Origin of the sequence: Flavobacterium algoris, assembly GCF_048158525.1 — a bacterium.
Classification (GTDB): domain Bacteria; phylum Bacteroidota; class Bacteroidia; order Flavobacteriales; family Flavobacteriaceae; genus Flavobacterium; species Flavobacterium algoris.
Map to the genome: position 1 here is coordinate 37,580 of NZ_JBLNKT010000007.1, position 14,366 is coordinate 51,945.

Annotated in this window: 9 protein-coding genes; 4 read left to right on the plus strand and 5 right to left on the minus strand. The window is 35.3% G+C overall.

Features of this window, described 5'->3' with window-relative positions:
* Positions 1-72: 72 nt before the first annotated feature.
* Positions 73-1,140: an SDR family oxidoreductase gene (locus ACM55I_RS05500; protein WP_416845757.1), complete on the minus strand. Its 1,068-nt coding sequence runs from the start codon at positions 1,138-1,140 to the stop codon at positions 73-75.
* A 96-nt stretch (positions 1,141-1,236) separates the two neighbouring features.
* Positions 1,237-1,800, minus strand: a complete 564-nt coding sequence (locus ACM55I_RS05505) for a Crp/Fnr family transcriptional regulator (protein ID WP_416845758.1) — start codon at positions 1,798-1,800, stop codon at positions 1,237-1,239.
* 355 nt (positions 1,801-2,155) lie between these two features.
* Here ACM55I_RS05505 and ACM55I_RS05510 point away from each other — a divergent pair, with 355 nt between their 5' ends.
* Complete coding sequence (locus tag ACM55I_RS05510; RefSeq protein WP_416845759.1) at positions 2,156-2,545, plus strand: Dabb family protein; 390 nt, start codon at positions 2,156-2,158, stop codon at positions 2,543-2,545.
* Positions 2,546-2,762: 217 nt separating this feature from the next.
* Here ACM55I_RS05510 and ACM55I_RS05515 read toward each other — a convergent pair whose 3' ends face one another.
* A complete protein-coding gene (locus ACM55I_RS05515) occupies positions 2,763-4,538 on the minus strand; it encodes a glycoside hydrolase family 13 protein (protein ID WP_416845760.1) in 1,776 nt (591 codons plus the stop codon).
* 271 nt (positions 4,539-4,809) lie between these two features.
* The gene (locus ACM55I_RS05520) at positions 4,810-6,459 is read right to left on the minus strand and encodes a DUF6377 domain-containing protein (RefSeq protein WP_416845761.1); all 1,650 of its coding nucleotides are present in this window, start codon (positions 6,457-6,459) and stop codon (positions 4,810-4,812) included.
* A gap of 376 nt (positions 6,460-6,835) precedes the next feature.
* On the opposite strand from ACM55I_RS05520, the gene ACM55I_RS05525 reads away from it, so the two are divergent.
* Positions 6,836-9,166: a glycoside hydrolase family 3 protein gene (locus tag ACM55I_RS05525; protein WP_416845762.1), complete on the plus strand. Its 2,331-nt coding sequence runs from the start codon at positions 6,836-6,838 to the stop codon at positions 9,164-9,166.
* A gap of 68 nt (positions 9,167-9,234) precedes the next feature.
* On the opposite strand, the gene ACM55I_RS05530 is transcribed toward ACM55I_RS05525, so the two are convergent.
* Positions 9,235-11,877: an MGH1-like glycoside hydrolase domain-containing protein gene (locus ACM55I_RS05530; protein WP_416845763.1), complete on the minus strand. Its 2,643-nt coding sequence runs from the start codon at positions 11,875-11,877 to the stop codon at positions 9,235-9,237.
* Positions 11,878-12,204: 327 nt separating this feature from the next.
* Here ACM55I_RS05530 and ACM55I_RS05535 point away from each other — a divergent pair, with 327 nt between their 5' ends.
* Positions 12,205-13,230, plus strand: coding sequence for a hypothetical protein (locus tag ACM55I_RS05535; RefSeq protein ID WP_416845764.1), 1,026 nt, complete (start codon positions 12,205-12,207; stop codon positions 13,228-13,230).
* A 14-nt stretch (positions 13,231-13,244) separates the two neighbouring features.
* Positions 13,245-14,087 (plus strand): polysaccharide deacetylase family protein, encoded by an 843-nt coding sequence (locus ACM55I_RS05540; RefSeq protein ID WP_416845765.1) that lies wholly within the window; start codon positions 13,245-13,247, stop codon positions 14,085-14,087.
* The last annotated feature ends 279 nt before the right edge of the window (positions 14,088-14,366 follow it).

Here is a 14,366-nt window from a genome sequence, read left to right on the forward strand (position 1 = left end):
TAAAAGGTTTCAAGAGAATATCTTGAAACCTTTTTTTGTAAGATTTCATAAATAGCTAAAAGAAAACTTCCATTACGGAATCAATCGTTCCACCCGAAGCTGTTCAAACAAATCGTAAAATGAGTCTTCCGTTCTTTGAAAAACAGTGAAGCCAAGTGTACGGCTTTTAGACATATCAGTCATCACTTCTATTGGGCGTCCCAAGTCAAGATCAGTATGCCAAGGAGATGCCAGTCTGCTTAAATCAGACTCTGCAAGAGCATGTTGAACGGCTATGTTTTTCCAAACCGGAGCATCATTTACCATTTGTTCCTCAAGTGGATGTATCGTACCATCAAAGCCTATTGCATCAATCCCGAACGATTCTGCTAATTTTTTCCACAGCCATTTCCAGCGAAAAAAGTCTCCATTTACCACGTTGAAAGCTTCATTACGAGCCGTTTCTGTAGTGGAAGCCCATATTAAATGTTCTGCCAATACTCTGGCATCCGTTACGTCTGAAAGTCCATCCCATTGTGCTCCTGAACCCGGCCACTGAAACGGCTTACCTGTTTCTTTACAAATGCTGGCATACACCGCGAGCGTAGTGCCAAGATTCATTAAATTGCCCACCGCTTTGCCTATAACCGTATGCGGTCGGTGGATACTCCATGTAAAACCATCTCGCGCTGCAGCGGCATAAACTTCATCTTCTTGGGCATAGTAAAAATTTTCTATCTCAAGACGGGGTTGCTCTTCCCTAAGGGGCGTTTCCGGTAAAAACCCTTCTTTGGCGTAAGCCTCAAACGGTCCAAGATAATGTTTCAGTCCCGTAACAAGCGCTACGTGTTTCACTGATTTTTTAGAAGATAATGCCTCCAGAAGATTTCTGACCATCAAGCTGTTTACTCGTATGTTTTCGGCTTCAGAATCCTGGCGCATCCAACTTGTAATGTAAATGTGTGTGGGAGAAATGTCTTTTAAAGCTGTTTTTAAATTCTCCAAATCCAAAAGATCTGCAGCAACAGGCTGAAGGTTTTCTATATCTTTTCGTGGGTTTCTGGCTAAACCGAAAGTTGTCCAGCCTTTAGCAATAAGTCTTTCTGCGAGATTGCTACCCGTTATTCCGGTCGCTCCAACTACTAACGCTATATTTTCCATATCTATAATTTTAAAATTTTATGAATTACAAAATTCGAAAACATTCGATGGATTATAAAGGACATACCTCACAGAAAATTTGTGACCTATATCACGTCAATGAGACAAACGGCTCAATGTTTCTCTTGAAATACCCAGATAGGATGCTATTAAAGTTTTAGGAATACGGTGAATCAAATGCGGATATAATTGGATAAATTGCGTGTATCGTTCCTCTGAATTCTTGCTCATAAGCGAGAGAATTCGGTTTTGAAGCGCAATATTACCGGCAGTCATTTTTTGCAAAAAGAAAAATTCCATTTTCTGTGACTCGACACACAACTTTTCTCTGTTTTCAAGAGTGATAGAATAGGTTTGTGCATCTTCTAAGCAGTCAATATTGAGCGTGGCATTCTCTTTATTATAAAAACCTTGATTATCAGTTATCCACCAATCTTCCATGGCAAATTGCAGAATATGGTTCTTACCCGATTTATCTATATAAAAAGATTTTAAGAGGCCCTTTACTACGAAATGAACATCCGGAACGGAATTTCCCTGTTGCACAATGTATTGATGTTTTTTATATGTACCTACCGAAAAGTACGAGAGTACCAATTGAAATTCATCATCCGTTAATTTTATTATTTTCTCAATTTGTCTTCTTAAAATTGCTTCCATTTCTTCTTTGTTAAAACCGTATAAAAATAATTAAAAAAAGGAAGGCTGGTTACAACTATTCTCCAGAAGGTCTAATTAATTCATTATTGCATATTCATTTAGGGTATAGCCTTCTTTTTGTTTGAAAATAGGTGTAAAATGGCATGGTTCATTTAAATCCTAACTCTCACAAAACGGAACAGCTGAAAGCATTCTTGAACTGATTACTAAGCGTAAATCAATATTTGACTGGCACGACGAAAAAGAATTGGGGAATTAATTGTTTTAAAAAATTTAGGAATAAAATATTAAGGGGTCATTTTGTCTTTTTTTATTTTTTAAATTTCGATATTTACCTTTTAAAATAAATAAATTGATGATACGTAGAAGATTTATTGGTTCTGCAGCTTTATTTGGAGTTGCAGGTATTATGGGCTTTGCAATGCGTCCAAAGAAAAAACCCTTGTTGCACCATGTGTTTTTTTGGTTAAAGAACCCCCAATCCGAGGCTGATAAACAGCAATTGATTTCCGGTTTAAAAACCTTAGCAGCCATTCCAACTATTCGCCAAATTCATATAGGAATTATAGCTTCAACGGAAAAGCGTGAAGTAGTAGACACTTCTTGGAGTGTTTCAGAACTCATGTTTTTTGATGATGAAGCCGGGCAGAAAATATATCAGGACCACCCAATTCATCAAGCTTTTATAAAGAACTGTTCTCATTTATGGGAAAAAGTAGTTGTTTATGACGCTATAGATGTATAGGAATTGAAGAAGATGGTGTAATCAATCCAAAGTCATTAAAATTATGGTTTCAGGAAATAAATCTTGTAACCTTTTCTATCCGCAAGATTTGAGCAAAGCTTTGGATTTACTTCCTCTTAACTTAAAGGAAGTTTTTTATTAAAACAATTTACTATATCGTCCTTTTTTAAATGTAAAACATAGACAATATAGTAAATTATTAGTAAAATTATGTCGCTTATTTCAACTCTAAAACAAGAGCCTCATAAGGTCTTAGTGTTGCTTTTTTTGATACCGTTGCATAATTATTAATCAACACTTTTGCGTTTTTTAAATTAATTCCAGTATTTGCTACTGCATTTTTTGCAGAAAAATTTAATAACACCAATACTTTTTTACCCTCTAATTCTCTGGTGTACGCATACACATTAGGATTGTTTTTGTCTAAAAGGGTGTATTTTCCATAAACTAAAACGGGATTCGATTTGCGAAGTTTCGTCATTTTTCTAAAGTAATTCAATACTGAATTTGGATCTTTTTCTTGTGCCGCTGCGTTCAAAACAGTGTAATTTTCATTTACTTTTAACCAAGGTTCCGCTGTTGAAAAACCTCCATTTTTAGAGCTATCCCATTGAAAAGGAGTTCTTCCGTTGTCTCTTGCCCCACCTGTTTTTTGATCTTCGATAAATTGTTTTAAATCACCCCCGGCAATTTTTACTTTTTCATATTCTGCAATCGTTTCGATATCTCTATAATCTTCAATTTTATTGAATTTGGCATTTACCATTCCTATTTCGTCTCCATTATAATAATAGGGCGTTCCTTTCATCGAAAGTAAAAAAGTGGTTAACATTTTTGATGAAACAGCTCTAAATTCCGGTGCGTCATTTCCCCAACGAGAAGTCATTCTAGGTTGATCGTGGTTCCCTAAATAAATGGTACCCCATCCTTTTTGGTCGTAAACAGCATCCCAGTCAGAATAGATTTTTTTGAAATCAACTAAACTCCAATTTGGATTCATCTTTGTGAAATAACCAGGAATATATCCTAAGTTGGTGCCTTCAAAATGATACCCCATATCCAATTCTTTTCTATCGGCATCCACAAAATCGTGAGCTGATTTAAGCGTCATTCCAGAACCCTCTGCTAATGCCATTACATCATATTTACTTAAAACTTCTTTATTCATTTCTTTTAAATAATCGTGTAAATGAGGTCCGCTGGCCATAAAAACATCCCAACGTCCTTGGTAGTTTTTATCTAAATCAGCTTGAGTGATTACCGGAAAAGTCGTGTCTTTTGCGATAAATGGAATCACGTCCATACGGAATCCATCAATCCCTTTTTGTAACCACCAATTCATCATACTATAAATTTCCTGACGCAATTTTGGATTTTCCCAATTCAAATCTGGTTGTTTATAGCTGAAGTAATGTAAATAATAAGAATCCGTTTGTTTATCATATCTCCAACCGCTACCATCTACTTCAAAAGCACCAGGGCGGAAAGCTGGTTTTCCTTTTTCGGCTGGCCACCAATGGTAATAATCTCGGTATGGATTGTCTCGGGATTTTCTACTTTCCTGAAACCATTTATGCTCATCTGAACTGTGATTGACAACTAAATCCATTACTAATTTCAAACCTCTTTCATGCATTCCTTTTAATAATGTATCAAAATCTTCCATGGTTCCAAATTCTTTCATGATAGATTGATAATCCGAAATATCGTATCCGTTATCCGCATTTGGCGAACTGTAAATTGGATTTAACCAAACCACATCTATTCCTAAACTTTTGATGTAATCTAATTTTTGAATAATCCCTTTCAAATCTCCTACTCCATCTCCATCAGTGTCTTTGAAACTTCTTGGATAAATTTGATACACAACGGCTTCCTTCCACCATTTGCGCTCAATTGTCGGTTTTTTTTCCTGCGCTACAGATGGGTTTGTTGATACTAGTCCAAAGCAAAACAATGCAATGGCCATTCCCTTTGATAATGCTACTTTCATTTTAAATTTTTTAGTTAATGGTTTTTTGAACGAAATCGATTTATTAAACACATTTGAGTACTGCCTTATATTTCAAAAATTTCGATATAGTAAAAGTAGATTCTTTACTTACTTAAAATTTTAAAGGCAGAAAAAAAGTAAATTATATTTTTTATAATTAACTATAAATCAATAATTTAAAACTAATTTACATACAAAAAAAGTAGTAGATTTATAAAATAAAAATGCAATAAATACTCTTTTTCAACTAGTACTAGTGAGGTAAACGGTTTTAGTTTTTGCCGGATGACCCAATTAAAAGGACTTTGGATTCAAATTCTTCCCTGGGTCCTACCGATTTGTTTTTTATTTGGGAACGATAATTGTAAATCGTCGATAGGGAATACCTTAAAAATTCTGCGATTTTTGTACTGTCTTTAATGCCTAAACGGATTAATGCAAAGATTCTTAACTCTGTGTTTAGAAGCTCCCCTTGTTTCAAATGAAGCAGCTCTTTGTCTACTAACAATTTCGAAAACTCAGCAATGAAATTGGGGAATAATTGTAAAAAGGTTTGGTCAAAATTAGTATAAAATTCTTTTAATTCTTTCTCAATAGGAGTATTTGACTTCACTGCTTTTACGAGTTCATTCATTTTCCCTGCGGTAGCCATTACATTCAATTTTCGTCTGTATTCCTCCTGTTTTGCAATGTAATCCGAACATTGATCCATGTAGCGGCCAATATAAATTTCTTTCAACAAACTCGCTTCGGCAAGTGTCGCATTGGTTTGATTCAACTTTTCATTGATTTCATTTAATTCCTTGTTCAATACCGACAGTTTAGTATTGGCTAAACTTATTTCTTTTTGGGCATTCGCCAATTTTTTCATTTGTTTAAAAAGCAGAATCAAAACAACTAATAAGAACAAGGATAAGATGCTGGCACAAATTAAAAAAATGATTAACTGCGTTCTATTGGTTTCATTTTTATTCTCATAAGCCTCATTGATAATGGGCAACATTTTTGATATTTCGTAGGTTCTCAATTTGGCATTACAAAAAAGAGCATCTTCTAGTGATCTTTTGGTGTATTTATAGGCCCGGTCTATATCGCCTTGTTCATATAAGATGAAAGCCAATTTACGCAAAGAAATATTTTCTTTTTTTACCAATTGTAAATCCGATATTGCAGAGACAATCAACCACTTTTCTTCCTGTTCTTTGTTTTTTTTCAATCGATACCCTTCCGAAATAATATAAGCAATAACGGCTCTATCCGGATCTTGTTTTGCTGTTTTTGAAAAGAATACACGCAGCAATTCAATCGCTTTATCCGGATGCCCATGCTCCAATAATTGGTCTGATTTGGCGATACAAAATTGTATTGATTTTGAGGGGAAATAAAGCATTGCCGAATCTCTGTATTTTTTTGTCAATGCATCATATTCCTTTTTTTCTTGACTGGAAGTGGCATAATCATTCAAATAACCATAGATAATCCGATTCGTCCAATAATACGTTCCCATTAGATTTGGCGTCAAATGGATGTTTATTGTTTCCAATATATCAAGGGATTCCTTATACATTCCTAAAGTTCCCATTATCGAGGCAACGTTTAATTTTGCTTCGTTTACTTTGTCAGGATTTTTTAATTTTTGAGAAATCAGCAGGCTCTTTCTAGCGTAAATTAATGCTGAATCCGACTGGTATGCTTTGTATTGAACATACAATTTGCCATAAATATCGAATTTTTGCAAGTCTGTAGCAGTATAGTGTAAAAGCCCTTGAAGCTTATTTATATCGGCCTCTTTTCGATTTAAATACAACCCATATTCATTGACGGTATTATCTAGTTCTTTTAATAATGAATCGTTTTTAACTTGACCAAAAAGAAAAATGGGCAATATCAATGCGATAAGTAAAGCTGAAAATTTATTCATTTTTGGTTGATTAGAATGATGTAAAAATAACTAAAAAACCAGTTTAACGGAATACCTGTTTTTAAATACTCCTTTTGGTTACGACATTTTGTAATAATAGGTTTTTTGTTTGTCGCATGCTCTAAAAGAGTACTTTTATTTCACACAAAGTATTCTTAAAATGTTTATTTTTAGTTAGTTCTGAATATTTTTTTAAAAATATTTTTATTTCATTGTGTTGAAGTGACGCATTATTTATTATATTTGAAATCGTTTTCGTAAATCGAATAGAAATAAGGCGGACAGTTGACACCGATTTTCTCCGTCAAAAATAGGATAACAAAGTATTAAACCAATATAATAAAGCTATTTACATACCAAATACAACAACCAAAATATGAAAAGAAAAATAATATTACCTGCGTTAATTTTACTTGTTGGAACGCAAACTTATGCTCAAAAAAAATGGACGGAAATACCTAAAGACTCTCACACTATTGTTCAAAATAGAGGAGGCCAAACATTAGGATATTCACCCAAATCGGGAGTTAAAATCATACAAGTAGACGGTTTAGCTTTTAAAGACTTGAATAAAAATGGCAAATTAGATATCTATGAAGATTGGAGAAAACCGGTAGCGGAACGTGCCAAAGATCTTGCCACCAAAATGACAGTAGAGCAAATGGCCGGATTAATGTTATATAGCAGGCATCAATCTGTCCCGGCGCAGGAAGCAGGAATGTTTACCGGAACATATAATGAAAAACCATTTTCTAAAAGTGGCGCAAAACCTTCCGATTTGTCCGATCAACAAATTGCATTTTTAACCAAAGATAATTTACGCCATGTGCTAATGACTTCGGTTCAAAGCCCGATAATTGCGGCACAATGGAATAACAACATACAAGCATTAGTGGAAGGGATTGGAATGGGAATTCCATCCAATAACAGTTCTGACCCAAGAAATGGAGCCAATAAAGATTCTGAATACAATGCAGGATCAGGCGGTTCCATATCACAATGGCCTGAGGAATTAGGATTGGCAGCAACATTTGACCCATCAATTACAGAGAAATTCGGATCTATTGCGGCCAAGGAATACAGAGCCTTAGGAATTACTACAGCCTTATCTCCACAAATTGATTTAGCGACAGAACCAAGATGGAATCGTTTTGTAGGTACTTTTGGCGAAGACCCAAAATTAGCCACGGATATGGCAAGAGCCTATGTAGATGGATTTCAAACCTCACCCAAATCAATTGCTGTTTATGAGGGATGGGGGAATCAAAGTGTCAACGCAATGGTAAAACATTGGCCAAGTGGAGGCCCGGAAGAAGGAGGTCGTGATGGACATTTTGCTTATGGAAAATTTGCCGTGTATCCAGGTAATAATTTTGAAACTCATTTAAAAACCTTTTTAGAAGGCGCTTTTAAATTGAAAGGAAAAACTAAAAAAGCATCGGCAGTGATGCCGTATTATACGATTTCGTATGGTCAGGATAAAAAATACGGCGAGAATGTTGGAAACGGATTTAGTAAATACATCGTTACTGATTTATTGAGAAATAAATACGGTTATGACGGAGTGGTATGTACCGATTGGCTAATTACAGCAAACGAAGGACCTACACCTGATGTCTTTGCAGGTAAATCATGGGGTGTTGAAAAATTAAATGTTGCGGAAAGACATTACAAAGTTATGATGGCCGGGGTGGATCAATTTGGTGGAAATAATGACATTAAGCCTGTGCTTGAAGCATACCAAATGGGTATTAAAGAACATGGCGAAACGTTTATGCGCAAACGTTTTGAGCAATCAGCGGTTCGTTTACTTTTGAACATTTTTAGAGTGGGATTATTCGAAAATGCTTATTTAGATGCTAATGAGACCAAAGCAATTGTAGGTCAACCTGAATTTATGAAAGCGGGTTATGACACACAATTAAAATCTATTGTGATGATTAAAAATCAAAACAAAACTTTGCCAATCGCAAAGGGAAAGACCGTATATATCCCGAAAAGAGTTACTCCTGCAGGAATCAACTTTTTTGGTCAACCTTCTCCTGAAAAAATTGAATATCCGATTAATTTAGAATTGATTAAAAAATATTATACCGTAACGGATGATCCTGCTAAAGCTGATTTTGCCATCGTATTTATCAAAAGCCCCATCAGTGGCGGATACAGCAGAGCCGATAGAGAGGCCGGTGGAAATGGATATGTTCCAATCAGTTTGCAATTAAAAGAGTATACGGCAGTAGATGCCAGAGCGCAAAGTATTGCTGCCGGAGATCCTGTGATTGATCCAACGATTACAAACCGCTCGTATTTGAATAAAACGTCTAAATCAAATTCGTATCCGGATTTAAATACGATTCTGGAAACTAAAAAAGCAATGAATGGCAAGCCGGTACTGGTATCTGTAAATATTTCAAACCCAATGGTTTTTGGTGAATTTGAAAAAGAAGTTGATGCAATAGTGGGTGAATTTGGTGTACAAGTAGAAGCTTTAATGGATATTATTTCTGGAAAAACAGAGCCTTCTGGATTGTTGCCTTTACAAATGCCATTGAATATGTCTACGGTTGAAAAACAAATGGAAGACGTACCTCACGACATGACTCCTTATATAGATGCTAATGGGAATATGTATGATTTTGGTTTCGGATTAAACTGGAAAGGGGTAATCAAAGATGCCAGAACTGAAAAATACAGCGTTAAGAAATAAATTAAACCGTACATAAAAAAGACCATCATTGCTGATGGTCTTTTTGTTTTTAATAAATAGATTCGTTTTTATTTCACATATAACTGTCGGATAATTTCTGAGATTAGTCCGGTCCAACCAGTTTGGTGATTGGCACCTAATCCTTTACCGGTATCTCCGTCAAAGTATTCAAAAAACAAGTGGTTTTTGTTGAAAACAGGGTCATTTTGAAACTTCTCGTATTCACCATACATTGGAATTTTCTTATTCTCATCCGGGATAAATAGAGATAATAATCGCTTAGAAACTCCTTCTGCAGCTTGTTTTATATTCATCATTTGCCCTGAGTTTGTAGGGAATTCAACTTCATAGTCGTTTCCGTAATAACTCGAGAATTTTTCTAAAGAGTCTAAAATCAAATAATTCATTGGAAACCAAATAGGACCTCTCCAATTTGAATTTCCGCCAAACATATCACCCGTAGCCTCGGCTGGTGTATAATCGACTTGAACCGTTCCTCCTTCATAATTAAATTTATAAGGATGCTCTTTATGATATTTGGACAACGAACGAATTCCGAAATCGGATAAAAACTCTGTTTCATCAAACATTCGCTTCATGATCATTTTCATTCGATGACCTCGAAGGATGGAAAGCAAACGGGTTTCGCCTTTTCCGGGATGATACCAACTGGAGATTAAACTGGCTAAATCAGGACGGTTATTCAATACCCATTCGACACGGCGTTTAAAATCGGGTAATTTTTCTAGCAATTCTGCATTTAAAACTTCGACCGCAAATAAAGGAATTAACCCCACCATGGAACGTACTTTTAAAAGCTCGGCATCTCCATTTTCTTTGTGAAGCATGTCGTAATAAAACTGGTCATCTTCGTCCCAAAGATTTAATTTATCACCACCAATGGATTGCATGGCTCCAGCAATGTGTAAAAAGTGCTCAAAAAATTTAGAAGCCATATCCTGATAAACAGGATTTTCAAGAGAGATTTCACAAGCTATACGCAACATATTTAAGCTGTACATCGCCATCCAACCTGTTCCATCAGCTTGCTCTAAATGACCACCGGTTGGCAAAGCCGCTGAACGGTCAAAAACTCCAATATTATCCATTCCAAGGAATCCACCCCCAAAAATGTTATTGCCGCCTTCATCTTTCAAATTCACCCACCAAGTGAAATTTAATAGCAGTTTATGGAAAATGCGTTCCAAGAAAACAATGTCTCCTTTTCCGCCATTCATTTCCTTGTCAATTTCATAAACCTTCCAAGTTGCCCAAGCATGTACTGGCGGATTTACATCGGAAAAGGACCATTCGTAAGCCGGTATTTGACCATTTGGATGCATATAATATTCCCTCAAGATTACTGACAATTGTCTTTTTGCAAAATCAGGATCAAGACGAGCCAAAGGCAACGTATGAAATGCTAAATCCCATGCGGCAAACCAAGGATATTCCCACTTGTCTGGCATCGATAGGATATTGGAAGTATATAAGTGTTTCCAAGAACTGTTTCGTCCATTCTTCCTGTTCAAATCAGGTTTTGGCATCGATGGATCTCCTTTTATCCATTCAAATACATTATAATAATACCATTGTTTCGTCCAAAGCATCCCTGCATACGCTTGGCGTTGTACAGACCTTAATTTTTCTTCTTCAATTCCTTTTTGGAGACTGGCATAAAACCCATCAGCTTCAACAAGTCGTTTTTCAAAAATAGTATCAAAATCGGCAAAAGCATCACTCGGAGTTTGATTCGTAAATCGCATGCGATAGACCTTTTTACCATTCGCAGGAATTACGTCCTCAAATTTTACCGAAGCTTTAGTACCAATATGATTCGGATTTACAGCCTCTTTGCGTTTATTGACAATATAGTCATTTATACCATCTTTGGTGTATTGCGTTGGATTGGGAGAATTATATAATCGCTCAAAATTTGTTTCATTATCGCAGAATAAAACTTCCTTTGCCTTTTCAGCGTATAATTTAAAATGCCCTACCAAACGATGACTTACTTCAATAATAGAGTTTCCAATACCCGTTAATATTGGTTTATGACTATATTTTTCATACCCCCAACACCACGTATTCCTAAACCAAAGCGTTGGCAAAACCGTCATGGGAGCAGCAACATTTGATCTATTTTCAACTGTAACTTTAATTAATATATCCTGTTCATCGGCTTTTGCGTATTCAATAGAAATATCAAAATAGGCATCTTTATCAAAAATCCCTGTGTCAAGTAATTCATATTCCGGTTGAAGACGTGTTCGTTTTTTGCTTTCGTTAACCAATTTTTCATAAGGAAAAGCAGCTTGAGGATACTTGTAAAGCATCTTTTGGTACGAATGGGTAGGCGTAGCATCTTGGTAGAAATACAATTCTTTAACATCTTCACCATGATTTGATTCATTTCCGGTCAAGCCAAAAAACCGTTCTTTTAGAATATGGTCTTTATGGTTCCAAAAAGCGAAAGCAAAACAAATATGTTGCTTATTATCAGAAATTCCACCAATACCTTCTTCTCCCCAGCGATATGCTTTTGAACGTGCCATATCATGGGTAATATTATTCCAGGCATCCCCGTTTTGGGAATAATCTTCCCGAACCGTTCCCCATTGTCTTTCTGTTAAATAAGGTCCCCACTTTTTCCAGCCTTTATTATCTTTCCTTAATTTTAGCCGCGCCCGTTCTGCATCTATTTCTGACATATTCCTCTAATTAATTGTAATTCGCAATTTATATAAATACGTTTTAAAAACAACTAATTATTCTGTAAAAATCTTGTTATGTAAATATTAATAAATCATTTTTAATTTCAATTTAAGATTCAAGAAGCGCATAAAAAAGAAATTTATACGTTTAATATAAAAAAAAAAATCTTTACCAACCAATTCCTGTTAAAATTCAGGCAACCTTAAATTCGCAATCTGAATCCGTGAATTATGTAAAAAATATAGCCTTTAGGCGGTATTATAATTGACAAGCCACGCACAAAATACTTTATATTTGCATTGAAAACTAAACACCGTTTATTTATGAAAAAGCCAGCTCTCGCATTACTTATACTTCCCTTTTTATTTTTTGTGTCCAGTTGTAATCGCGGGAAAGCCGCTGATACAGTAAACGGAGAAGAAAAAACAGTAACAAAACAGCCTGATACCTTAGTCAAAAAAACAGCTCTTACCATTGACACTCTTGATTATAATAAAAGAATGTTGGCCTTAAGCAATAATGATACTACAGGGAAATGGCCAGTAAAAACGCCTTATCCTTTGCCAGGAGCACTTTTGCCATACAATCGAATCATTGCCTATTACGGAAATTTATATTCCAAAAGAATGGGGATTTTAGGCGAACTTCCAAGAAACGAAATGATTAAAAAATTACAAGGTGAAGTCGCCAAATGGCAGGCGGTAGATCCTTCCGTGAAAACAATTCCTGCTTTGCATTATATTGCCATCACTGCCCAAGGCGCACCTGGAAAAGACAACAAACACAGAATGCGTATGCCTTTTAAACAAATTGATACGATTTTAAGTTGGGCAAAACCTATAGATGCCTTGGTATTTCTAGACATCCAAGTAGGTCATAGTAATGTAAAAGATGAAGTGACAACATTAGAAAAATACCTATCAATGCCTAATGTCCATTTAGGAATTGACCCTGAATTTTCGATGAAGGGTGGGCATCGCCCCGGCTCAAAAATAGGTACTTTCGATGCTGATGATATCAATGATGCTATTGATATTTTGGCAAATGTAGTCCGTAAAAACAAGCTGACTCCAAAAATACTAGTAGTACACCGTTTTACACAAGGGATGGTAACTAACTATAAAAATATAAAAAAAGTGCCTGAAGTACAGATTGTAATGGATATGGATGGTTTTGGCGACAGAATCTTGAAAAGATCTACTTATCTAAGTTATATTTATAGAGAACCGGTTCAATTTACCGGTTTTAAATTGTTTTATAAAAATGACATTAAAAAAAATTGGGTAATGTACACTCCGGAAGAGCTAATGAAATTTACTCCTAAACCTATCTACATTCAATACCAATAATTCGCTTTTCAATTATGAAAAATATCTTATTTTTAGTTTCTATAGGTTTATTTCTATTAGTTGGTTGCAACTCTAAACCAACTAAAATAGAAAAAGAGACAACCGAAGTAAATACACCCGTTCAAAAAGTTGCTCCCAAAAAAGAAATGGCTGACTTGGCAACCATTCTTTCCAAAAAAGAAGTACCTATATTATGTTATCATAACATTAAGGAGCTTAGCGCCAATGCAGGTGAAATGACAAAAACCTATACGGTGACTCCAGCTAATTTTGCACAACAAATGAAAGCGTTGTCAGACGAAGGATATCATAGCATTTTACCCAATCAATTGTATGAATATTTAGTTCATGATGCTCCGTTACCAACAAATCCAATCATGATCACATTTGACGATACAAGAGGAGAACAATACAGTTTAGGTGCTGCCGAAATGAAAAAATACGGTTTCAAAGGAGTATTCTTTGTGATGACCGTTTCCATTAACCGCCCTAACTATTTGACAAAAGAGCAAATTAAAAGTTTATCTGACAGCGGGAATACAGTTGCAGCACATACTTGGGATCATCATATGGTGACTAAATACGCTGGAGAAGACTGGGAGACTCAATTGGTAAAACCCAAAAAGAAATTAGAAGACATCATTGGTAAACCAGTAACTTATTTTGCTTATCCTTTTGGTTTGTGGAACAAAGAAGCGATACCCGAAATAAAAAAGAGCGGCTACCAAATGGCATTTATCCTGTCTACCAAAAGAGATTCAATTGATCCGCTATACACCATCAGACGTATTATTGTGGCTGGTCAATGGTCAACTCCAAGTGTAATGAAAGCTATAAAATCTTCTTTCAATAAATAATCGAAACACGGTTATTTACATAAAATAAATTCTGATCCCAGTTATTAAATCTAATTATAACTGGGATTTTTCTTTTGATTCGAATTAAAAACTACCGTTCAATTTACAGTCTAAAATTGACCATTCTTTTTCGCAAATAGAAACTACTCTTTTCTATTTTTATTTTCACACCCTTCTTTTTTACAAACTATATATTCATTTTTTTAAATAACAAATCCTCAAGTGCTATATTTTACGGGGTTTATCAATCAAAAAATATTTATTCTACTGCGAAATCAA